Source organism: Exiguobacterium sp. s63 (genome assembly GCF_018617335.1).
Lineage (GTDB): Bacteria > Bacillota > Bacilli > Exiguobacteriales > Exiguobacteriaceae > Exiguobacterium.
Map to the genome: position 1 here is coordinate 549,697 of NZ_JACSKB010000002.1, position 25,037 is coordinate 574,733.

Consider the following 25,037-nt stretch of genomic DNA (forward strand, 5'->3'; position numbering starts at 1 on the left):
AGCGGAAGCGGTCACCTTCATTTGTCGAATTGGCATAAAGGGGGAAAGACGGACCCGTGGAAGCAAATCAAAAGATGCAATTATTATTAAGTGACCTTGGGATCACGACCGAGACGGACCTGTTTGATCAGGCCGAACTCTCACGGCTTGTCGTCAATAAAAAGCGGCGAACGTGGACATTTTATTTTTCATTTCCAAAAGTATTGCCATACGACGTTCATCAATTGTTCATGAGTCGATTAGAGAGTCGATATGCGACGTTTGCGGATGAAGTGTACGCTCGGTTCTCGACAACAACTGGTGGAAGCGAGCAAGACTATATCGACTATTGGCCGCGAATCGTCAGCGAATTGAGCCAAGTATCTGGCGCGATGCGTAGTTATTTCGGTTCCGTTTCGCCACGATTCGAACAGAACAAACTCATGATTCCGGTGCGTTCTGCACCTGAGGCGAGCTATGTAGACAAAGAACTCTGTCAAGAAGTACAGGCACTCTATAGCGCCTATGGGTTCACGAAAAAACCGTGTCAGGCACATTACTCAGAAGACGCCGAGGCGAGTCAGGCTTTACGTGAACAAGTCGTTCAAGAAGATATTGAACAAGCGAAAATGGCACTTGCTGCCCAATTCGCTAAGGCGACAGAAACAAACGACGAACCGATCACAGAAATCCGGATGGGCGCACTCATTAAAGATGAGATTGTTCCAATCAAGACGATTATCGAAGAAGAGCGACGTGTTGCGATTCGTGGACTCGTCTTCTCGGCAGAGCGGAAAGAGTTGAAGAGTGGGAAGAAACTGTTCACCTTCAAAATGACAGATTATACAGATTCACTCATCGTGAAAGTATTTGCTCGCGATGACGATGACGACCGTATGCTCAGTGCCGTCAAAAAAGGAATGTGGATTCAAACGGCCGGTCGGGTCGAAGATGATTCGTTCATGCGCGAACTATGTATGATGGCGTCTCAACTTCAAGAAGTGAAGGTTGAACCGCCACGTGATGAATGGGAAGGCGAGAAACGCGTCGAACTTCACGCGCATACACAGATGAGCCAAATGGATGCCGTCACAAACGTCTCATCTCTCGTCGCCCGTGCTGCGAAATGGGGACATCGTGCCATTGCCATCACCGACCATGCCGGAGTTCAGGCTTTTCCGGAAGCGTATTACGCTGGGAAGAAGAATGACATCAAAGTATTGTACGGAGTCGAAGCGAACGTCGTCAACGATGGTGTCCCTGTCGCTTATCATGCGACCGATGTGGCATTGGATGATGCGACGTATGTCGTTTTTGACGTCGAAACGACGGGACTTTCTGCCGTTTACAATAAAATCATCGAACTCGCTGGAGTCAAAATCAAGGACGGGGAGATCATCGACCGGTTTGAGGCGTTTGCTGATCCGAAACACGCCTTGTCGGCGACCACCATCGAATTGACGGGAATCACCGATGACATGGTCCAAGGTCAACCGGACCCGGAAGTCATCACGAAACAATTCGTCGAATGGTGTGGTGACAGTATCCTCGTCGCTCATAACGCATCATTCGACATGGGATTCCTCGAAGCGACACTCCGTAGCGGAGGGCATGAGCCTGACGATTACCCGGTCATCGATACGCTCGAACTTGCCCGTACGTTGATGCCGACGTTGAAGAATCACCGACTCAATACACTCGCGAAGCGATTTGATATCGAACTGACACAACATCACCGCGCCATTTACGATGCGGAAGCAACGGCATATTTGCTTATGAAGTTGCTCGATCTCGCTAAACAGATGTTTGAGATGACCACACATCGCTCCTTAAATGCGAAAGTCGGGAGTGACGTGTCGAAGATTCGTCCGTTCCATGCAACGATCTATGCGAAAAACAAAAAGCCAGGACTTCGTCATTTATATGAGCTTATTTCCTTATCTCACATCGATTACTTGTATCGGATGGCACGCATGCCACGTTCCGAGCTCGTGAAGCGGCGGGAAGGATTATTGATTGGATCGGCTTGTGACAACGGGGAGATTTTTGACGCCGCCTTAAACAAGTCGGATGATGAACTCGAGAAGATGATGTCGTTTTACGACTTCATCGAGATCCATCCACCAGCGCTCTATCATCATTTGATTGATAAAGAGATAGTGGCGAACGAGTTAGAACTCCGTGAAATCATTAAACGTATCATTCGTGTCGCTGAGAAGGCCGAGTTACCGGTGTGTGCGACAGGTAATGTTCATTATCTAGATCGGTCGGACCGCTCATATCGTGAGATTTTGATTCGTACTCAAGGTGGGGCGAACTTTATCAACACGCGTAAAGAATTACCACATGCGCACTTCCGGACGACGAAAGAAATGATGGAGGAGTTCAAGTTTTTAGGTGACGATTTAGCGCGTGAAATCGTCATCACGAACCCGAATGCGATCGCCGATCAAATTGAATCGATTCAAATCATCCCGGATGACTTATACACGCCGAAAATTGAAGGGGCGGATGACGAGGTTCGGAATATGAGCTACGATATGGCTCGCTCCATTTATGGGGACGAGTTACCTGAAATCGTGGAAGCGCGACTTGAGAAAGAGCTCAAGTCGATTATCGGACACGGATTCGCCGTCATTTATTTGATTTCGCATAAACTCGTGAAGAAATCTCTCGATGATGGTTACTTGGTCGGTTCGCGTGGGTCGGTCGGGTCGAGTCTCGTCGCAACGATGACGGAAATCACGGAAGTCAATCCGTTACCGCCGCACTATGTTTGTCCGAAATGCCAACACTCGCACTTCTTCAACGACGGGTCAGTCGGTTCGGGATATGACTTGCCGGACAAGGAGTGTCCGGAGTGTGGCACGTGGTACAAAAAAGACGGTCATGACATTCCGTTCGAGACGTTCCTCGGATTCAAAGGGGACAAAGTACCGGATATCGACTTGAACTTCTCAGGTGAATATCAACCGCATGCCCACGCCTATACAAAAGTGCTATTCGGAGAAGAGTACGTCTATCGTGCCGGGACAATCGGAACGATTGCCGACAAGACGGCTTATGGGTATGTGAAAGGATATGCGACAGAGAATGACAAGATATATCGAAACGCCGAGGTCGATCGTCTCGTCTCTGGGGTCACCGGGGTAAAACGGACGACGGGTCAACACCCAGGGGGAATCATCGTCGTACCGGACTATATGGACATCGCGGACATTTCCCCGATCCAATATCCGGCGGACGACAATTCGTCGGAGTGGAAGACGACTCACTTTGACTTCCACTCCATCCATGACAACTTGTTGAAGCTCGATATTCTCGGGCATGATGACCCGACCGTCATTCGGATGTTACAGGACTTGTCTGGTATCGATCCGAAGACGATTCCAACAGATGACCCAACCGTCATGAAGATTTTCTCATCACCAGAAGTGCTCGGGGTGACACCGGAACAGATTGAGTCGAAGACCGGCACACTTGGAATTCCGGAGTTTGGGACGAAGTTCGTCCGTCAGATGCTTGAAGAGACGAAACCGTCGACGTTCTCGGAACTTGTTCAAATTTCCGGTTTATCCCACGGGACAGATGTATGGCTCGGAAACGCGAATGAATTGATTTATAACGGGACGTGCGAACTGAAGGACGTCATCGGTTGTCGAGATGACATCATGGTCTATCTGATTTATGCAGGTCTCGAACCATCCTTCGCCTTTAAAATCATGGAGTCTGTCCGTAAAGGGAAAGGGCTCACGGAAGAGATGGAGTCTGAAATGAGAGAGAATAACGTGCCGGAATGGTATATCTCATCTTGTAAGAAGATCAAGTATATGTTCCCGAAAGCACACGCAACCGCCTACGTCTTGATGGCTGTCCGGATTGCCTATTTCAAAGTGCATCATCCGATTCTGTACTATGCGACGTACTTCACCGTCCGCGCCGGGGACTTTGACTTGTCTGCGATGATCAAAGGTCCTCAAGCCGTTCGTAAGGCGATGTCGGACATCCGAGAAAAAGGATTCGATGCGACGGCGAAGGATAAAGGACTACACACGGTGCTTGAACTAGCGCTTGAGATGCTCGAGCGGGGAATGAAGTTCCAAAACATCGACTTGTATCGGTCAAGCGCTACAGAGTTCTTGATTGAAGACAATACGCTCATTCCACCGTTCAACGCGGTCGACGGACTCGGAACAAACGCGGCAAAAGCAATCGTCGAAGCAAGGGAAGAAGGGCAATTCCTGTCGAAAGAAGATTTACGGAAACGAGCGAAACTTTCGAAAACGGTCATCGAGACACTCGATACGATGAAATGTCTCGAAGGTCTGCCTGATGAGAACCAACTCTCATTCTTTGATTTTGGGGTGTAAGTTGCGATTTATCGGGAAAATATGATATATTGGTATCGAACAAAGTTGGATACTACGACGGAAAGGAGTAGGGAACCCTACTCCTTTCTTGTATGTAAAAGCCAGAAGGAGGGATGAGAGTGTCCAAAATAACAGAAGTCGTTGAATCGATTGCATTGCCAATCGTCGAACGAGAAAACATGGAATTGGTAGATGTGGAATTCGTGAAGGAAGGTCCTGACTGGTTCTTGCGCGTCTATATCGATAAGCCGGGGGGCGTCGATTTGGACGATTGCGTCAATATCAATGAACAACTCTCGGAAAAACTGAACGAAACCGATCCGATTGAACAGGCTTATTATCTTGATGTCTCGAGTCCTGGTGCGGAGCGTCCGCTGAAAAAGCCGAGCGATTTCGAACGTGCAGTAGGCAAAAACGTCTACATGAAAACGTTCGCTCCGATCGATGGTGCCAAAGAGTTTGAAGGAATTTTGACGGCATATGATGGGGAAACGGTCGTGATCGAGACACGCATCAAGACAAGAAAAAAAGCGGTATCGCTACCGGTAGACAAAATTGCACAAGCCCGCTTAGCGGTCACGTTTAGTTAAGGAGAGGGAAGAAGATGGGTCCACAATTACTCACTACAATCGATCAGATTGCCAAAGAAAAAGGAATCGACAAAAATATCATTATCGATGCACTCGAACAAGCGCTCATTTCTGCGTATCGCCGCAACGTGGCGAACCCGAACGAGCACGTGAAAGTCGAGTTTGACCAGGTGACGGGAGATATCCGTGTCTATGCACTTTTAGAAGTGGTAGAACGCCTCACGCAACCGGACCAACAGCTTTCACTTGAAGAAGCACATGAAATCGATCCGAACTATGAGCTCGGTGATTTCCATAAAGAAGAAGTCACTCCGAGTGATTTCGGACGCGTCGCGGCGATGACGGCAAAGCAAGTCGTCACACAGAAGATGCGTGAAGCGGAGCGCGAGCGCATCTACAACCACTTCGCTGACAAAGAAGACGAAATCATGACAGGAATCGTGGAGCGTTTTGACCCACGTAACCTCTATATCGGTCTCGAAAATAACATTGAGGCCGTCTTGACACCGAATGAACAGATGCCGAACGAGTCGTATCAAATTCATGACCGTATCAAAGTATACGTGACAAAAGTAGATTCAACGACAAAAGGTTCAGGTGCTGCGATTCAAGTGTCACGTACGCATCCGGGACTATTGCGTCGTTTGTTCGAACTCGAAGTGCCTGAGATTTCAAACGGGACAGTCGATGTGATGTCGGTATCACGTGAAGCGGGAGACCGTTCGAAAATTGCGGTTCACTCGGATATCGTCGACCCGGTCGGTGCATGTGTCGGACCAAAAGGACAACGTGTCCAAACGATCGTCGACGAGTTGAACGGTGAAAAAATCGATATCGTTCGCTGGTCTGAAGACCCGAAAGAGTTCGTTCGAAACGCGCTCAGCCCGGCGCAAGTCGTTGCCGTCTATGTCAACGAGCCTGCAAAGTCGACAACAGTCGTCGTACCGGACTATCAATTGTCACTTGCGATCGGGAAACGTGGTCAAAACGCCCGTCTCGCTGCGAAATTGACAGGCTGGAAAATCGACATCAAGAGCGAGACAGATGCGGAAGCACTCGATTTGTTCGATACGTTCGCTGAAAAAGTTGAATCAGAGCCAGAAATTGTTCAAAATGAAGTTGAACAAGACTTATCAGATGCTTCAGTTGAAACAGCTGTGGTGAAAGAAGAGGAATGACCATGAAGCAAAAGAAACTTCCTTTGCGTAAGTGTGTGGTCACACAAGAAATGCTCCCGAAGAAAGAATTGATTCGTGTCGTTCGAACGCCTGAAGGTGACGTGGTCATCGATCAGTCGGGTAAAGTGAACGGTCGCGGTGCATACTTATCAAAAGATATCGATGTCGTTCGTCAAGCAGAGAAAAAACGGACGCTCGATCATCATTTGAAAGTAAAGACGAGCGACGACTTGTATGAACAGCTAATCGCTGTCGCAGGTGGCGAATCATGAGCCAGTGGGAATCATTGTTAGGCCTTGCTGCTCGAGCGAGGAAAGTAACGATGGGAGAAGAGTTTGTATTAAAGGATGTACGAGCGGGTCGTGCCAAGCTCGTCATTCTAGCCGGAGATGCAGGTGCCTCGACAAAAAAACGAGTCACTGACAAATGTACGTCTTATCAAGTGCCATTGATTGAAGTGAGCGATCGCTATACAATCGGTGCCGCACTCGGTAAAGATATGCGAGTCGTCGTATCGGTGACAGAATCCGGATTTGCGAACAAGCTTAAGCAACTTCTCTCTTAACTATTAACGGAGGTGGATGCTTTGGGAAAACGCGTCTATGAATTTGCAAAAGAACAGAATGTAACGAGTAAGCAAGTCATTACTCAATTAGAAAAATTGAACAAACCGGTGAAAAACCACATGGCCGTCCTCGATGATGAGACAGTCAAACAGTTGGACCGTGTGTTCAATCCAGAAAAATATCGTGCTGAGAAGCAAACTGAAGCGAAAGCGACTTCAACTTCTAACGAGCCGAAACAAGAGAAAAAAGAACAGTCACGTCCGCAAGCGGCGCAACAAAACCGTGGCGGTCAAAATAATCGCGGTGGTCAAAATCGTAACGACAACCGTAACAACGACCCACGCAATAAAAAACGTGGAAAAGGGAAAGGGAAAGGCAAGCCAGTCAAAGCAGCTGTGCCACAAGAAGCCGATCCAAATTCGAAGACAAGTCAGCGTAAAGCGGCTCGTCTCGCGCAAGAGGCAGAAATGGGCAATGTCATCAAGTATGATGATGTACTCAGCGTATCTGACCTTGCTTCTAAAATGAACAAGAAGCCAAACGAAATCATCATGAAGTTGATGGGTCTCGGTGTCATGGCAACAATCAACCAGACGCTTGATGATGAGACGGTTGAATTACTCGCTGCAGAATTCGGCTATGAAGTAGAAAAAGAAGTAGTCGTCGATGAGACAGACTTTGAAACAGTCGAAATCGATTTCTCACAATACGACCTTGAAGAGCGTCCAGCGGTCGTCACGATCATGGGTCACGTCGACCACGGGAAAACGACACTTCTTGACTCGATTCGTAACACAAAAGTCGTCGCAGGAGAAGCGGGTGGAATCACGCAGCATATCGGTGCGTACCAGGTTGAAGTAAACGATAAGAAAATCACGTTCCTCGATACGCCAGGTCACGCGGCATTCACAACGATGCGTGCCCGTGGTGCGGAAGTGACAGATATCGCCATCATCGTCGTTGCGGCTGACGATGGCGTCATGCCACAAACAGAGGAAGCGATCTCGCACGCTAAGGCAGCGAACGTGCCAATTATCGTGGCAGTCAACAAAATGGACAAAGAAGGGGCAAACCCTGACCGTGTCAAACAAGAATTGACTGAGTTTGGTCTCATTCCGGAAGAGTGGGGCGGCGAAACAATCTTCGTTCCAATTTCGGCCATTAAAGGTGAAGGTATCGATGAGTTGCTCGAGATGATTCTTCTCGTATCTGAAGTCGAAGAATACAAATCGACGCCAGACATGCCGGCTCGTGGATCAGTCATCGAAGCAAAACTTGACAAAGGTCGTGGACCGGTCGCAACACTTCTCGTTCAACACGGTACGCTTCGAATCGGAGATCCAATCGTTGTCGGTAGCACGTTCGGTCGTGTCCGTGCGATGGTCAACGATATCGGTCGCCGTGTGAAACAAGTCGGACCATCAACACCGATTGAAATCACTGGTTTGAACGACGTCCCACAAGCGGGTGACCAGTTCATCGTCTTCGAAGATGAGAAGAAAGCACGTGCAATCGGTGAAAAACGTTACCAACGTTACCTTGAGTCACAGCGTCGTGAGTCGGCGAAAGTAAGTCTTGATGACTTGTTCAGCCGTATTCAAGAAGGTGAAGTGAAAGACTTGAACGTCATCATCAAAGCAGACGTTCAAGGATCAGCTGAAGCATTGGCTGGCTCACTCCGTAAAATTGACGTCGAAGGCGTCAAAGTCAACATCGTTCACCAAGGTGTCGGTGCGATCACAGAAGGTGACGTCATCCTCGCGTCAGCTGCGAATGCCGTTATCATCGGATTCAACGTCCGTCCTGACGGAAACGCCCGTTCAATGGCTGAACAAGAGAACGTTGAAATGCGTCTCCACCGCATCATCTACAACGCAATCGAAGAAATCGAGAGCGCGATGAAAGGGATGCTTGATCCTGAGTTCGTTGAAGAAATCACAGGTCAAGTCGAAGTCCGTGACGTCTTCAAAGTATCGAAAGTCGGTGCGATCGCAGGTTGTTATGTGACGGAAGGTAAAATCACTCGTGACGCCGGTGTCCGTGTCATCCGTAACGGAATCGTGATCTATGAGGGCAAACTCGATACACTCCGCCGTTTCAAAGATGACGTGAAAGAAGTTGCGACTGGATACGAGTGTGGGATTAAAGTAGAGAAATTTGATGACATTAAAGTAGACGATGTCATTGAAGCGTTCGTCATGAAAGAAGTCGAACGTAAATAATGTGAGGAGGGATCACGTATGAAAATTCGTGCCCAACGTGTTGCCGAGCAAATGCGTAAAGAGATTACAGACGTCTTGTTACGAGAAGTGAGTGACCCACGCACAAAAAACGCTACCATTACGAGCGTTGACGTGACAGGGGACTTACAACAAGCAACGGTCTATTATACGGTGCTCGGTGATGAGGAAGATGTGAAGGCAGAAACGCAAGCAGGTCTCGACAAAGCGAAAGGATTTATCCGTCGCGAAATCGGGAACCGTATCCGTCTTCGTAAAACACCAGAAATCTCGTTTGAATACGATTCATCAGTCGCATATGGTAGCCATATCGATTCGTTGATTCGTGATTTAAACAAAGATCAATAATTTGAAAGGGGAGACGTCGTTCTCCCTTTTTTGTATGGAGGGATGAAGTTGGAACCAAACGGAGTGCTTGTACTCGATAAGGACCGAGGCATGACAAGTCATGACTGCGTGTTCAAGTTACGAAAACTGTTTCAAACGAAAAAAGTTGGACATACGGGTACGCTTGACCCAGAAGTGACAGGTGTATTGCCCATCTGTTTAGGACGTGCGACGAAGTTGTCTCGCTTTATCACGGATGAAGGGAAACGCTACGTGGCCGAGGTGACAATCGGTAAGGCGACGATGACCGAGGACGCGCATGGTGAGGTCGTAGATCAAAAGGTGGTCACACCGAACGAATTGAACGAATTACAGATTGACGAAGCGATGCGCCAACTGACGGGAACGATTGAACAGATTCCACCGTATTATTCAGCAGTCAAAGTTAATGGGAAGAAGCTGTACGAGTACGCTCGGAAAGGCCAGACCGTTGAACGCCCCCGCCGGATGGTTGAGATTCACCGTTTGGAACGGACGAGTGAATTGACGTTTGAAGAAGACGTATGTCGCTTCCGAATGGAAATCGACTGCGGGAAAGGGACATACATTCGTACGCTCGCTGTACAAATCGGGGAGAAGCTCGGTTACCCTGCCCATATGAGTGAACTGAGACGCACGAGCTCAGGAACGTTTGAGGAAGCGAACGCCGTATCACTCGAAACGTTACAGTCTCTTGAAACGGTCGAGGAGCGAATGGCATATGTGATTCCACTCGAGGATGTCATCAAACGCTGGCCGGCGATCACGATTCCAAAGAATCGAGAGCATTATATTCGGAATGGCGGAAAGCTGAACGGCGTTTCGCTCGAATTTGAGTTATTTACTGTCTATAATGAAGAAGGAATCCCTCTTGCTTTATATCGAAGACAAGAAGGAACGACAGACGCTACAGTCGAGGTCATGCTGGCCATCGACTAAGGGGGAAATTGACAGTATGGAAACAAGACATCTCACCTATCCAGAAACACCTGACTTTTACCCATCGGTCATGGTGCTCGGTTTTTTTGACGGTGTTCATAAAGGGCATCAAGCTGTAATCCATCACGCCAAACGGGTGGCAGCGGAGCATAACCTTCCGGTGACGGTCGTCACGTTCGACCCACATCCGAAACAAGTACTTTCAAATAAGCCAGACGCAGTGCGTTATATCACGCCGCTGTCTCGAAAGCTGAAACGTATTGAAGCACTCGGAGTTGAGCGTTGTCTCGTCTTAACGTTCACAAAGGAACTAGCGGGACTTTCTCCGCAACAGTTTGTGGATGACTATTTGATCGGCGCTGGCGCTGTACATGTGACGGCAGGATTTGATTACTCGTATGGCAAGTTTGGTGAAGGAACGATGGAGACGCTCCCATATCATGCGCGTGACAAGTTCACGACGTCTATCGTGACGGAACAGACGATGGCTGGAGAAAAGGTGTCATCGACTCGAATCCGTAAGCTGTTGGCTGATGGAAGTGTCGACGAGGCGCATGAGTTACTCGGTTCTCCGTATGTCATTTGTGGAGAAGTCATTCATGGAGACGCGCGAGGGCGCACGATCGGTTTCCCGACAGCGAACGTATTGATGGACGCTTCGTATGTTATGCCACGACTAGGCGTATATGCGACACGGGTCACGCTTCCGGATGGACGCACGTTTGATGCGATGACGAATGTTGGACGGCGTCCAACGTTTTATGAAACGGGCTCGGTCTCTGTTGAGAGCCATCTCTTTGACTTTTCAGAAGATCTATATGGACAAGTCATTGAAATCGAATGGATCCAATATATTCGGAACGAGCGCGCGTTTGACGGACTGGATGCATTGGTCGCCCAATTGAAAGAAGATGAGGTGTCGGCACGCTCAATCCTATCTTGACTTTCAAGTGTGGTTACGCTATCCTTGTCAAGTACGCAAAGTACACCGTTTCGCTTGGCTGGTCGATTCACCAACGCCGGCTCGGCAACGCGGCAATTTTTTATTAAATGGAGGTGGAGAGGCAATGGCACTCTCAAAAGAACGTAAAAACGAAATTATCGCGGAATACGCGACAAAACAAGGTGACACAGGTTCACCGGAAGTACAAGTGGCTGTGTTGACTGAACAAATCAACACATTGAACGACCACCTTCGTACACACAAGAAAGACCACCACTCACGTCGCGGTCTCTTGAAAATGGTTGGACGTCGTCGTAACTTGCTTACGTACCTTCGTAACAAGGACGTTACGCGTTACCGTGAATTGATTCAACGCCTCGGTCTCCGTCGTTAATCGATCGAGACTGTTTAACGGGCTGGGACAACGTCCTAGTCCGTTTCTTCTTTTTTAAGGAAAATGATTAGACATTCGTTAGAATGAGTTACATAATAAACTAGATAAGGTTTGAGAGGAGAATGTACATGTTAGGTACGAAACAAGTATTCTCTACAGAGTGGGGCGGACGCCCATTGTCTGTAGAGGTCGGCCAGCTTGCGAAACAAGCAAACGGCTCGGCACTCGTGCGTTATGGAGATACAGTTGTCCTTGCGACAGTGACGGCTTCAAAAGCACCAAAAGATTTAGACTTCTTCCCATTAACGGTCAACTATGAGGAGAAACTATATTCGGTCGGTAAAATTCCAGGAGGATTCCTTCGTCGTGAAGGTCGCCCGGGTGAAAATGCGATTTTGACATCGCGTCTTATTGACCGTCCCATCCGCCCACTCTTCCCAGACGGATTCCGTCATGACATCCAAGTCATGATTTACGTCATGTCGAACGACCCGGATTGCTCGGCTGAAATGGCGGGAATGCTCGGGACGTCGATTGCGCTCTCGATTTCTGACGTACCGTTTGACGGTCCAATCGCAGGCGTGACAGTCGGACGTGTGGACGGCGAGTTCGTCATCAACCCGACGACGGCACAAATGGAGAAAACGGACCTTGAGCTTCAAGTCGCAGGAACATCGACAGCCATCAACATGGTTGAAGCAGGCGCGAACGAAGTGCCTGAAGATGTCATGCTTGAGTCCATCTTGTTTGGACACGAAGAAATCAAACGCTTGATTGCGTTCCAACAAGAGATTGCTGATGCAGTCGGCAAACCGAAGTTTGAGTACACGGTTTCAAAATACGATGAGTCACTCACAGCAGAGCTTGAAGCAGCTCGTCCTGAAATCGTGGAAGCGGTGCAAGTGGAAGAGAAACATGCTCGTGACGAAGCCATCAATGAAGTGATTGCGAAATATGTAGCGATGTATGAAGAACGCCTTGCCGATGAGCCTTCAAAACTCGGAGAAGTCTCAGGGATTTTGAACAAATTCGTCAAAGATGAAGTACGTCGCTTGATCACAGTCGACAAAGTTCGCCCAGACGGACGTCGCCCAGACGTGATTCGTCCGCTCGCATCGGAAGTTGGATTGCTTCCACGCGCACACGGTGTCGGTCTTTTCACACGCGGTCAGACACAAGTCATGTCGGTCGCAACACTCGGTGTCATCGGAGACGCACAGATTATCGACGGAATCGGTCTTGAAGAGAACAAACGCTTCATGCACCACTACAACTTCCCGCCGTTCTCGGTCGGTGAAGCTCGTCCGGTCCGTGCGCCAGGTCGTCGTGAGATCGGTCACGGTGCACTCGGTGAACGTGCACTCTTGCCAATCATTCCAAAAGAAGCAGACTTCCCATACACGATTCGTCTCGTCTCGGAAGTGCTCGAATCAAACGGTTCAAGCTCACAGGCATCCATCTGTGGCTCGACACTCGCCTTGATGGATGCAGGTGTGCCAATCAAAGCGCCTGTCGCTGGGATTGCCATGGGTCTTATCATGGAAGGGGAGCATTACACGGTCTTGACAGATATTCAAGGACTTGAAGATCACCTCGGTGACATGGACTTCAAAGTAGCCGGAACGAAAGACGGGATCACTGCCCTTCAAATGGATATCAAGATTGCCGGAATCACGCGTGAAATTCTAGAAGAAGCGCTTGAACAGGCACGTGTCGGTCGCCTACACATCCTTGACCATATGCTCGAGACATTGGATGCTCCACGTACTCAATTGTCGAAATATGCACCGAAGATTGTGACGATGACAATCAATCCAGATAAGATCCGTGATGTGATTGGACCGGGTGGTAAGATGATCAACAGTATCATCGACCAAACAGGCGTCAAGATCGACATCGAACAAGATGGTACGGTCTTCATCGCTTCAACAGATCAAGAAGGAATCGATCTTGCCATGTCGATGATCGGTGATATCGTTCGTGAAGTTGTCGTCGGTGAAGTCTACGATGCAACGGTACGTCGCATTGAGAAGTTCGGCGCGTTCGTCGAACTCTTCAAAGGGAAAGATGCACTCGTACACGTATCCGAATTCAGCCTCGAGCGTGTCGCGAACGTTGAGGATGTCGTGAAACTCGGCGATTCGATTCAAGTCAAAGTCACTGAAATCGACGATAAGGGTCGCGTCAACGCATCACGTAAAGCGCTCATCTTAGAAGGATTGTCTCCTGAAGAGCGTGAGGCATATGAAGCGAAACGGAAGGCTGCTCGTGAGAGCCGTCCGCCTCGCGAAGGCCGTCCGCCACGTCGTGACGGGGACCGTCGTCCACCGCGCTCGACAAATTAATTATTCTGGCCATCGTCTTGGTGCGATGGCCTTTTTCATAGGAGTGAGAATATGGAATGGATGACATTAGAGAACGGTGTCCGGATCATCGTCGAACCAATCGAAGGTTCGCTTAGTACTTCGACCGGGGTATTCATTAAAGCAGGGACACGTACAGAAACGTTTGAGAACATCGGCATCAGTCATTTGATTGAACATATGTTATTTAAGGGAACTGCAACGAAAAGCGCAAAAGAGATTGCTTCCTTTTTCGATGAGCTCGGTGGAAGTGTCAACGCCTTTACCTCGAAGGACCATACGTGCTTTTACGTGAAAACGCTCGATGAACATGCGGTCATGGCGCTCGACGTACTGACAGATATGTTGTTTGAGTCGGTACTCGATGAGACAGAACTAGAAAAAGAGAAACGTGTTGTCGTGGAAGAAATCAAAATGTATGAGGATACGCCAGAAGACCTCGTACATGAATTATTGGCCGTTGCGGCGTATCGTGACGATATCCTCGCTCAACCGATTCTAGGGACGGAGGAGAGTGTCAACCGATTGACACGCGACCAGCTCGTCGACTATTTAAAAGAACGATATGTGGCTGAAGAAATCGTTGTCTCCATCGCAGGACATGTCTCTGAAGATTTGGTGGAGGAAGTCAAACAAAGGTTTGCCCACATCCCTTCTAGGGAATCGTCGAAAGAAATCAATCAACCGGAACTGTTCCATGACACATTGACGAAACATAAGGAAACGGAGCAAGCCCACCTCTGTTGGAACTACGAAGCGATTCCGGCGACGGACGATCGATTGCCTCATTTGGCATTGATGAACAACGCAATCGGCGCGACGATGTCTTCGCGTTTGTTCCAGTCCATCCGTGAAGAAGAGGGCTTGGCTTATTCCATTTATTCCTATTACACGACGTTTTCCGATCACGGTACGTTTACCATATACGTCGGTACGTCGCCGGATACGTTGGAACAAGTCGAAGTCATCCTAGAGAGAGAGATGAAGCGACTTGTCGCCGACGGTTTGACTGCTGAGGAAGTAGACAAAGGCAAGCGACAATTGAAAGGGTCGATCGCTCTTGGGAATGAAAGTTCGAGTGCCCGTATGAACCGGAACGGACGGAACTTGCTACTTCTCGATGAAGTCGAGCCGATAGAACAAGTGATTGCGAAAGTAGAACGGATTGAACGCGATGAGGTCAATGCATTGATTCGTGAGGTGTTGAGCCATCGCCCAGCGAAGTCATACGTCCTCCCAAACGAAGCGTGACTTGAAACCGAATTGTAAGTTCTCTACACTGATTAAGAGGTATTCTTTAGTTTGGATAGGATACAGGTGAAAGAAGGGAAAGACTTGAACTTAACGGATTTAGTGAAGACGATACAATTAATTAATCAACCAAATCTAGAAGGCATCGTCGTGACGCATGTGACGACGGACTCGCGAGAAGTTGTGCCGGGAACGCTGTTTGTTGCCATCAAAGGCTATACGGTGGATGGGCATGAATATGCGGCGCAAGCGGTAGAGCGAGGCGCGGTGGCAGTCGTTAGCGAACGACCGCTCGACCTGTCAGTGCCAAACCTGATTGTGCGAGATAGCTCGCGTTCAATTGGGTTATTGGCTTCGGCCTTTTATGCATATCCTTCGGAACAGATGCGACTATTCGGAATTACGGGGACGAATGGAAAAACGACGACGACGACGATTTTACGTGACGTCCTCGATGTTCTCGGTCATTCGACAGGATTGATTGGGACCGTCGAGGTACGGATCAACGACAAAATCGTCCCGAGTAAAAATACGACGCCTCAAAGTTCGGAACTTCAACAGTTGTTGGCGCAAATGCGCGACGAAGGCGTGACAGATGTGATGATGGAAGTGTCGTCACACGGTCTCGAGCTCGGACGTGTCATCGGAACGGATTTCGACATCGTTGGATTCACGAACTTGACGCACGATCATCTAGATTTTCATGGGACGTTTGAAAACTATGCACGCGCAAAAGGGTTATTGTTTGCTCAACTTGGTCAAATGGCCTCGCGTGGGAAGGTAGCTGTTTTGAACGCGGATGATGCACAAACGCCTCTTTATGAGATAATGACAGGTGCGAAAGTATTAACTTATGGGATTGATACGCAAGCAGACTTGATGGCAACGGACATTGAACAGACGTTGTCTCAGACTAGCTTTACGTTAAATTACCAAGGTACGAAACTTCCGGTGACGGTTCAGTTCATCGGTCGTTTCAACGTGTACAATTTGTTGCTTGCGACCGGGTGTCTTCTCGCTGCAGGGTATTCATTAGATCGCATCGCTAAAGCGCTTGAAGTGATTCATCCTGCTAAGGGGCGGATGCAACGCTTGGATGTTCCAGGTTATAACGTATATGCCGATTATGCCCATACACCCGATGGCATCGAACAATGTTTAAAATCACTCGTCGGTGTACCGAAAGAGAAGATCGTCTTTTTAATCGGTACCGGCGGAAACCGTGACGTGACGAAACGTCCGGCGATGGGAGAGATGGCGTCGACCTACGCTGGTACGGTCATCGTCACAACGGACGACCCGCGCTTTGAAGCGTATGAGTCCATCACAAAAGGGATTGCGTCCGGAATGACCCATGACAACTTTGTTGAGATTGGAGATCGTGAAGAAGCGGTTCGATACGCAGCGACCTTGGCCAAACCGGATAATATTATCGTGTTGGCTGGAAAAGGGCACGAGAAGTATCAAATTATCGGAAATGAAAAAATGCCGCTCGACGAAGAGGCGATTGTTCGAGCGACCATTTTGAATACGGAGGAAGCTTGATTTATGGCAGTACAACCAATTACGTTGACAAGAACAGAACATGATGAATTCGTCAAGACACATGATCGTGGCGACCTCTTACAACTGTCTAGTTGGGGAGATGTGAAGCGACAGAATGGATGGACATCAGAACGTGTCGCAGTAGGACGCGATGGGGTGACGACTGGTGCGTCATTGCTGTTATTCAAGCGCGTCCCGAAACTCCCATACACATTGTGCTATGCGCCACGAGGGTTTGTCGTTGATTATGACGACTTGGCATCGTTACAGGAACTTGTGAATGAAGCGAAGCGTGTTGCGACAGCACAGAAAGCCATCGTGATTAAAATTGATCCGAACATCGACCGTGATGAGTTACCAGGCCTATTGACTGAAATGGATGCCCTAGGGTTCACGCATAAAGGGTACGGTGGTGGCTTTGACTACGCTCAACCTCGGTTCACCATGGAAACGGATTTACGACCAAGTGAAAAAGAGATTTTTGCGAAGTTTCATCATAAGTTCCGTTACAATGTTCGCTTAGCGGAGAAAAAAGGGATTGTTTGTTCAGAAGTTGGTCGTGACGGGCTCAAAACATTTGCCGATTTGATGAAAGTGACAGGCGAGCGTGATGGCTTTGCCATTCGAGGGCTTGATTATTTTGAGAATCTATATGACTGTCTCCAACCGGGGGATGCTCGTCTATTTTTGACAAAACTTGAACCTAAAATTGCGCTTGAGCAACAGCAAGCAACGCTTGAGAAAGCAAAAAAAGAGTTGGAGAAAATTGAACGTGGGCTAGAAAAGGAGACGATTGAAAAGAAACGAACGAGTCTTTTAAATCGTAAAGAGCAGACAGAGGCCCAAATTCAAAAAGCAGAACAGGCCTTGCCTGAACTCGTCGAACTCGATCAGACTTATCCGAACGGTTTAGTGTTGTCTGGCGGACTGCTGACGCTCGCCGGACGACGCTCGTACTACTTATACGGAGCCTCATCGAATGAGTTCCGCGAATTTATGCCGAACCATTTGATGCAGTGGACGATGATGAAAGCTGCAAAAGAAAGCGGAGCCGAGCGTTATGATTTCGGAGGAGTTTCTGGAAGCACGGAACCGGATGATGAATATGCGGGTCTGTACGCGTTCAAGTCCGGATGGGGCAGTGACATGATTGAAAAAGTTGGAGAATTTGACCTCGTATTAAACCGTCCTTTGTACATGGCGCTTGAAAAAGGATTGCCCATCCTTAAAGGTTTGCGTAAACGGTTTAGAAGATGAGATGGACAGGCGTGTTATCACTTGCGATGGTCGCCTTTCTAATCGGTATTACACTCGCTTACTTTTATATGCGGCCCGGGCCCGTACCATGGGTGGATGAACCGACGTTTGAAGCGGATATGTGTGTTCGTGATGTCGAAGCGGAAAACGCGATCTTGGCAAAGACGAAGATTGAATTTGATCAGTTGCATCCAGAGGTTGTCAATCGAGGTGTTTCATTTGTACGATTGGCCCATTCATGCTTGGACTTAGAAGTGCGACTCACATCAGGATATCGTTCGGCCAAAGAGCAAAATGCTCTGTACGCCCAAGGAAGGTCTAAACCTGGACAAGTCGTGACGAATGCGAAAGCGGGACAAAGCTACCACAACTACGGGCTAGCCGTCGATTTCGTCATCATCCATAACAACAAAGCGGATTATGATTTAAACGCTGACCGTAATCGCAATGATGTACCAGACTGGCAAGAGCTCGGTGAGTTGGGGAAAGCCCTTGGTTTTGAATGGGGAGGCGATTGGAACTCATTTCCTGATTATCCTCACCTTCAAATGGACTTCGGTTTATCACTTCGACAGCTGAATGCAGGGAAACGTCCCGACCAAGATGCGACCATGCCGCTTGCCGATACACTAAAACCTCTACTAGATTGAACGGAAATGTTGGCAATGAAGCCGTTTTCCGCTACAATATTCAGTAGCGATAAGGGACGAAACAGAATATGAAACAATTAGGAGGTTTTTGTTAGTGTCAAAAAAGAAGACAGAGAATATTAGCGTCTTTGCGCTTGGAGGCGTAGGCGAAATCGGGAAGAACATGTACGTCGTGGAGCTAGACGACGACATCTTCGTCATCGATGCCGGTCTCATGTTTCCAGGCGATGAGATGCTCGGGATTGATATCGTCATCCCAGACATCACGTATTTAAAAGAAAATAAAGATCGCGTACGAGCGATTTTCATCACGCATGGTCACGAAGACCATATCGGTGGACTCAGCTACGTCTTACGTGATTTGAAACATGTTCCTGTGTACGGAACGAAATTAACGCTCGGGTTAATTGAATTGAAATTAAAAGAGGCCGGTTTGTTGAAAGAAGTCGACCTTCGTATGATTGATGCCAAAACGAAATTGACTATCGCTGATCATCTCATCACGTTTTTCCGCGTCAATCACTCGATTCCCGACTGTGTCGGCGTCTGTATTCAAACGTCTCAAGGTGCGATCGTCCATACCGGAGATTTCAAGTTTGATTACACGCCTGTCGATGGTAAACAATCCGACTTCAATAAGTTAGCGGCAATCGGACAACGTGGTGTTCTTGCGCTCCTTTCGGATTCGACAAATGCTGAGCGACCGGGTCAAACCGGCTCTGAGTCGATTGTTGGAGCAGAATTGAACGATGTGATCTATCAAGCCGAAGGTCGTGTCATCGTGGCATCGTTCGCATCGAACGTGCATCGCCTCCAGCAAGTATTTGCGGCGGCGGAAGCGAATGATCGTAAAGTCGCGGTCGTGGGTCGTAGTATGGTCAACATCGTCGAAGTCGCGCAGAAGTTGAACTACTTACGCTTCAAGGCGAAGACACTCGTTGAATTGTCGCAAGTGAACCGTCTTCCGGACAACAAAGTCGTCATTTTAACGACTGGCTCACAAGGGGAACCGATGGCGGCATTGACACGTATGGCTCGTAACGCCCATAAACAAGTCAACATTCGTTTGAACGACACGGTCGTCATCGCAGCGACACCGATTCCAGGAAATGAGAAGTCGGTTTCAAAAACGATTGACCTTCTGTTCCGTTCTGGGGCGAACGTCATTTACAATCAACGTAAAGTTCACGTATCTGGACATGGTTCGGCTGAAGAATTGAAACTGATGCTCAACCTCGTCAAACCGAAATACTTCTTACCGATTCACGGTGAATATCGAATGCAAATGGCGCACTCGAAACTTGCAGAGCAAGTAGGTGTTAAGCCAAACAACATCTTTATCGTGGAAAAAGGAGATGTCGTTGAATTTACCGGTCGTAAGGCACGCATGAGCCGGAAAGTTCCTGCCGGTAACGTGTTGATTGACGGAATCGGTGTTGGTGACGTTGGAAACATCGTTCTTCGCGACCGTCGCTTATTGTCACAAGATGGGGTCGTCCTTTGCGTCGTCACGTTGAACCGGAAACAGAAGAAATTGATTTCAGGACCTGAACTCATTTCACGCGGGTTCGTGTATATGCGTGAATCCGAAGAGATGATTTCAGAGGCTAACCGTATTGTCACGAAACAGATTGAGAAGAGTCTGCAAGCTGGCAGTGATTGGACCGAGTTGAAATCAAATATCCGCGAGCGACTAAGCGTCTTCTTGTTTGAACAGACGAAGCGTCGTCCGATGATCTTGCCGATCATCATGGAGATTTAATGATATGTGAGTGAGGCAAAAGTCATCTGACTTTTGCCTTCTTTTTTTAGGAGGAACTGAAGTGGCTCAAAAAACAAGAAAAACTCCCGTGAAGCGAAAGCGACCGGCAACGCGAAATACGAGAAAACGGAAATCACAACCGATTGCGCCACGTACATATGGATGGGGGTTATTTATTCTCGCCATCGTCGCATTCGTATTTGCCTCATTTGACTTAGGCTGGATCGGTCAACAGTTATCGATACTTTCTGATTACATATTTGGAGGATGGGGTGCGCTGACCTATTTGATGACAGCCATCCTATTATGGATTTTCCTCAATCCGATGAGGCCGATGCAACGAGCAGGACTACTCGCGATGTTCATCTCATTTTTATTGTTTGGGGACTTACTTTGGGGAGAGGAGCGCGGTGGCATCAATGGTGCCATCTATGAGTTGAATCAGTACTTGTTCTCAGACTTCGGAATCATTTTTGTCGGTGTCGTTTGTTTAATTGTCGGTGTCTCCCTTTATATACCGACGATATGGGGAACGCTGTATAAACGTATGCAAGAATCCGTCATCGCTATAAAAAATGAGTGGCAATCAAGACCAAAATCCGAGAAAAAGGATACGACGAGTCAATCGAAAAAGACGGCCAAAACCCCTAAATCGACCGAATCAAAAGTAGAACCCGTATCAGAAGCGGAATCAGACATGGATGCGGTAACGATGCATGACATTCCGATCGTCGGCTTTAGCGAAAAAGTGGTTGCGGAGAAGCGTGCTATAGAAACAGAAACAATCGAGTCCGTTGATTCGGAAGGAGATGCTTCGATTTCGACTGAAGAGATGATGATGACGGCAGCTCAAAATGTTTCAGACACATATGAACTACCACCGTTCTCGAATTTGAAAGAACCAGTCATTACGGATTTATCTGGCGAAAATGCACGTCTAAAAGAAAATGCATCAAAGCTGGTAAAAACCCTTAAATCATTCGGTGTCGGCGTGAAAGTGTTAAAAATTCACCTCGGACCCACCGTCACAAAATATGAATTACAACCGGATATCGGTGTGAAGGTCAGTCGCATCACTTCGCTAAGTGACGATTTGGCACTTGCACTCGCTGCAAAAGATATTCGGATTGAAGCCCCGATTCCCGGGAAAGCAGCAATCGGAATCGAGGTACCAAACCAAGAAGTAGCGCCTGTATGTCTACGCGAAGTACTTGAAGCCGATCCGGTCAAACAAGATGATTCCAAACTGCTCGTCGCCCTCGGTCGCAGTATCAGTGGAGAAACGGTCGGAATTTCGCTCAATAAAATGCCTCACTTGCTTGTGGCGGGATCGACAGGGTCAGGAAAATCCGTCTGTATTAACGGCATGATCGTCTCCCTTTTGATGCGATCTCGACCAGATGAGGTCCGACTCATGATGATTGACCCGAAAATGGTCGAGTTAAATGTGTATAACGGGGTGCCGCATTTATTGACCCCTGTCGTCACAGATCCTAAAAAAGCGGCGCAGGCACTGAAACAAGTCGTTGCCGAGATGGAGAGACGGTATGAGTTGTTCAGTCGATACGGCGTTCGAAACATTGAGGGATACAATGAACTCGTCGATCAATCTGACGACGAGGATGCGAAACGGCTACCGTTTATCGTCGTCATCGTGGATGAGTTGGCAGATTTGATGATGGTCGCATCAAATGACGTAGAGGATGCGATCATGCGACTTGCACAAATGGCACGAGCTGCAGGTATTCACATGGTTCTTGCTACACAACGTCCGTCTGTCGACGTCATCACCGGTGTCATCAAAGCGAATATTCCGTCACGAATCGCATTCGCCGTCTCATCGCAAACGGATTCACGAACGATTCTCGACGGTGGAGGGGCGGAGAAACTGCTCGGTCGAGGAGATATGCTGATGCTTGCGAACGGAATGAACAAACCGGTCCGGGTCCAAGGAGCGTTTGTATCTGACCAGGAAGTCGAAACAGTCGTCAACCATGTCATTGCCCAACAACGTGCGCAATATGTGGAGGCGATGATGCCAAAAGAAGAAGAAGTAACAACAATCGACTCTGATGATTCATTGTTCGGAGAAGTCGCACAATTCATCATGACACAAGAAACGGCATCGACATCGATGATTCAACGGAGATTCCGAATTGGTTATAATCGGGCGGCACGTTTGATTGACTCCCTTGAGGAAGCGGGATACGTTGGTCCGTCAGAAGGCTCGAAACCGAGGAAAGTGCTCATTCAAGATCAAGAAGGATAACTGAAAAAAGCGAACGATTATATATCGGTATATATAATCGTTCGCTTTTTATTTACTTTTAAAGATTGCGGTAATATTCGCTCTAATCTGAGAGGTTCGCTATAATATAAATGTAATATAGCACATATGACCTATATATCAAATTGGTACATACAATTAAAAATCACTGAAACGCTTACATTTTTTAATAACGTTTACATTTTACAAAAGTTTTTCAATTAAGGGTAGAAAGGGTAAAATGGACTCAGAGGTACGGTTCAAGCGAAAAACAAAAAATATTTCCTTGATTCCGAACAAAAACTATTGCGTTCTAATTCTTGAATCCCTATACTTAATATTGGCAAGGACATTCATACGTCAGATGTCTGAGCACTGGTAAGTAAATTAAAGGTGGTGAGGCCAATGTCGATTAAGCTCGATCATCGATTGCTCTACCTCCGAGTGATTGAGAAAATTAAGCAAGATATCGACGCTGGTGTCTATCGTGAAGGTGAGAAATTGCCTTCAGAATTCGAACTGTCGAAGCAACTCGGAGTTAGTCGAGCGACGCTTCGCGAAGCACTCCGAATTCTAGAAGACGAGAAATTTGTCGTGCGAAAACATGGTGTGGGAACATTCATTAGTTCTAAACCGCCATTCACTTCAGGGATTGAAGAGTTGTTCAGTGTCACTGATATGATCACACGAGCGAAAATGACACCGGGAACGAAAGTATTGGTGGCCGAGAAAGTGTTGGCAACAGAGAGAGAAGCCGAGCGTCTCAAGATTGAGCCGAACTCACCGATTTATCGAATTGTACGAATTCGATATGCGGATGACACACCGGTCGTCTATTGTGTCGACAAAGTGCCGGCCCATCTTGTCTCGAATCCTGAGGCGTTGACTGAAGGGAAGTCTCTATTTGATTCTCTTGAACAAGAGGTAGGACGTCGAGTCGCATATGCGATCACGCACATCGAACCGAGTGTCAGCTCTGAAATTTCGTCACAACTTCAAACGGATCAACCGTTACTTGCTTTAAAACAATTGCATTATGATGAGAGTGATTTACCATTACTCGATTCGGCCAACTTTTTCCGCGCTGATCGATTCGACTTCCACGTCGTACGTAAACGAGTTTAAACGAGCAGTTTTTGAACGAAAGAGTTATTTTTGGGGAATAGCGTGAAAGCGCTTTCTTATACCGGTGTAAAGACTACTGATAACATGACAACAAATTTTGTTATGAACCGAAAGGGGAAACACGACGATGATGAACAAAAAGAAAACGATTCTCTCAGCTTTAGCAGCAGGACTCACACTCTCTACAGTACTCGCAGCATGCGGTGGCGATGACAACGAAAGCTCATCTTCAAACGGTGATGGCGGCAAAGGCGGCGACTTCAAAGTTGCAATGGTTACGGACACAGGCGGTGTTGATGATAAGTCATTCAACCAATCTGCTTGGGAAGGTCTCAAAAAGTTTGGTGAAGACAACAGCTTGACTGAAAACGAAGGATTCAAATACCTTCAATCAGCAAAACAAGCAGACTATCAGCCAAACTTGCAACAATTGGCTCGTGACAACTTCAACTTGATCTACGGAATCGGCTTCTTGATGGCTGAAGACGTTCAAAAAGTTGCAGAACAATTCCCAGATAGCAACTTCGCAATCGTAGATATGGTTGTGGATGCACCTAACGTTGCTTCAATCACGTTCAAAGAGCAAGAAGGTTCATTCCTCGTTGGTGTCATTGCCGGTCTCTCGACAAAAACAGATAAAGTTGGTTTCGTAGGTGGAGTTGAATCTGACTTGATCAAAAAATTCGAGAACGGATTTAAAGCAGGTGTCATGGCTGTAAACCCAGAAGCGACAATCGACGTGAAATACGCTGAAGACTTCAACTCAGCTGAAAAAGGTACAGCGATTGCTTCAGGAATGTACGGTTCAGGATCTGACATCATCTATCACGCAGCTGGTGGTACGGGTGTAGGGGTATTCACAGAAGCGAAAAACCGTAAGAAGAACGGTGAAGAAGTATGGGTAATCGGGGTTGACCGTGACCAATACGAAGAAGGTCTCCCAGAAGATGTAGCCCTTACTTCAATGGTTAAACGTGTTGATACGGCTACTTACGATGTTTCGAAACAAGCAATGGACGGCAAGTTCCCTGCTGGTGAAATCATCGAGTTCGGTTTGAAAGATGACGGTGTCGGAATCGCTGAAACATCTGACAAGCACGTTTCGAAAGAAATCCTCGACAAAGTTGAAGAATACCGTCAGCAGTTGGTTGATGGTGAGCTCACTGCACCAGCAACAGATGCTGAGTTCGAAGAGTTCATGAAAAACGTAAAATAATTCATTGAGTTAGGGGGAGACCCATGTGGTCTCCCTT

General features: G+C 47.7%; 19 protein-coding genes. All 19 read left to right on the top strand.

Annotation, left to right across the window (positions count from 1 at the left end; all coding sequences use genetic code 11):
- Nucleotides 1-56: 56 nt before the first annotated feature.
- Nucleotides 57-4,349 (top strand): PolC-type DNA polymerase III, encoded by a 4,293-nt coding sequence (locus tag KNO90_RS09640; RefSeq protein ID WP_214740167.1) that lies wholly within the window; start codon nt 57-59, stop codon nt 4,347-4,349.
- 113 nt (nt 4,350-4,462) lie between these two features.
- A complete protein-coding gene (gene rimP, locus KNO90_RS09645; RefSeq protein WP_193343250.1) occupies nt 4,463-4,939 on the top strand; it encodes a ribosome maturation factor RimP in 477 nt (158 codons plus the stop codon).
- 14 nt (nt 4,940-4,953) lie between these two features.
- The gene (gene nusA, locus KNO90_RS09650; protein WP_214691843.1) at nt 4,954-6,117 is read left to right on the top strand and encodes a transcription termination factor NusA; all 1,164 of its coding nucleotides are present in this window, start codon (nt 4,954-4,956) and stop codon (nt 6,115-6,117) included.
- Nucleotides 6,118-6,119: 2 nt separating this feature from the next.
- Nucleotides 6,120-6,389: an RNase P modulator RnpM gene (gene rnpM / locus KNO90_RS09655; RefSeq protein WP_214740170.1), complete on the top strand. Its 270-nt coding sequence runs from the start codon at nt 6,120-6,122 to the stop codon at nt 6,387-6,389.
- Nucleotides 6,386-6,682, top strand: coding sequence for a YlxQ family RNA-binding protein (locus KNO90_RS09660; protein WP_214740172.1), 297 nt, complete (start codon nt 6,386-6,388; stop codon nt 6,680-6,682). Before rnpM ends, KNO90_RS09660 begins: the two co-directional genes overlap by 4 nt.
- A 21-nt stretch (nt 6,683-6,703) precedes the next feature.
- Nucleotides 6,704-8,905: a translation initiation factor IF-2 gene (infB, locus tag KNO90_RS09665; RefSeq protein WP_214740174.1), complete on the top strand. Its 2,202-nt coding sequence runs from the start codon at nt 6,704-6,706 to the stop codon at nt 8,903-8,905.
- An 18-nt stretch (nt 8,906-8,923) separates the two neighbouring features.
- Entirely contained in the window at nt 8,924-9,271 is a 348-nt protein-coding gene (gene rbfA, locus KNO90_RS09670) for a 30S ribosome-binding factor RbfA (RefSeq protein WP_015881430.1), read from the top strand.
- A gap of 42 nt (nt 9,272-9,313) precedes the next feature.
- Nucleotides 9,314-10,228 (top strand): tRNA pseudouridine(55) synthase TruB, encoded by a 915-nt coding sequence (truB, locus tag KNO90_RS09675; protein WP_251127413.1) that lies wholly within the window; start codon nt 9,314-9,316, stop codon nt 10,226-10,228.
- Nucleotides 10,229-10,244: 16 nt separating this feature from the next.
- On the top strand, nt 10,245-11,171 hold the full coding sequence (locus tag KNO90_RS09680; protein ID WP_215113495.1) for a bifunctional riboflavin kinase/FAD synthetase: 927 nt from the start codon (nt 10,245-10,247) through the stop codon (nt 11,169-11,171).
- Between the two features lie 124 nt (nt 11,172-11,295).
- Nucleotides 11,296-11,565: a 30S ribosomal protein S15 gene (rpsO, locus tag KNO90_RS09685; protein WP_015881433.1), complete on the top strand. Its 270-nt coding sequence runs from the start codon at nt 11,296-11,298 to the stop codon at nt 11,563-11,565.
- Between the two features lie 128 nt (nt 11,566-11,693).
- Complete coding sequence (gene pnp, locus KNO90_RS09690) at nt 11,694-13,910, top strand: polyribonucleotide nucleotidyltransferase (RefSeq protein ID WP_214740180.1); 2,217 nt, start codon at nt 11,694-11,696, stop codon at nt 13,908-13,910.
- 51 nt (nt 13,911-13,961) lie between these two features.
- On the top strand, nt 13,962-15,179 hold the full coding sequence (locus tag KNO90_RS09695) for a M16 family metallopeptidase (RefSeq protein ID WP_215113496.1): 1,218 nt from the start codon (nt 13,962-13,964) through the stop codon (nt 15,177-15,179).
- 51 nt (nt 15,180-15,230) lie between these two features.
- Nucleotides 15,231-16,724, top strand: a complete 1,494-nt coding sequence (locus tag KNO90_RS09700; protein WP_251127414.1) for a UDP-N-acetylmuramoyl-L-alanyl-D-glutamate--2,6-diaminopimelate ligase — start codon at nt 15,231-15,233, stop codon at nt 16,722-16,724.
- 3 nt (nt 16,725-16,727) lie between these two features.
- A complete protein-coding gene (locus KNO90_RS09705; RefSeq protein ID WP_215113497.1) occupies nt 16,728-17,981 on the top strand; it encodes a lipid II:glycine glycyltransferase FemX in 1,254 nt (417 codons plus the stop codon).
- Complete coding sequence (locus tag KNO90_RS09710; protein WP_214740188.1) at nt 17,978-18,631, top strand: M15 family metallopeptidase; 654 nt, start codon at nt 17,978-17,980, stop codon at nt 18,629-18,631. The genes KNO90_RS09705 and KNO90_RS09710 overlap by 4 nt, the downstream gene beginning before the upstream one ends.
- A gap of 94 nt (nt 18,632-18,725) precedes the next feature.
- The gene (locus KNO90_RS09715; RefSeq protein WP_214740190.1) at nt 18,726-20,393 is read left to right on the top strand and encodes a ribonuclease J; all 1,668 of its coding nucleotides are present in this window, start codon (nt 18,726-18,728) and stop codon (nt 20,391-20,393) included.
- A gap of 61 nt (nt 20,394-20,454) precedes the next feature.
- Complete coding sequence (locus tag KNO90_RS09720) at nt 20,455-22,662, top strand: DNA translocase FtsK (protein ID WP_215113498.1); 2,208 nt, start codon at nt 20,455-20,457, stop codon at nt 22,660-22,662.
- Nucleotides 22,663-23,064: 402 nt separating this feature from the next.
- Entirely contained in the window at nt 23,065-23,784 is a 720-nt protein-coding gene (locus KNO90_RS09725) for a GntR family transcriptional regulator (RefSeq protein WP_214740195.1), read from the top strand.
- A 130-nt stretch (nt 23,785-23,914) separates the two neighbouring features.
- Nucleotides 23,915-25,000, top strand: coding sequence for a BMP family lipoprotein (locus KNO90_RS09730; RefSeq protein ID WP_214742362.1), 1,086 nt, complete (start codon nt 23,915-23,917; stop codon nt 24,998-25,000).
- The last annotated feature ends 37 nt before the right edge of the window (nt 25,001-25,037 follow it).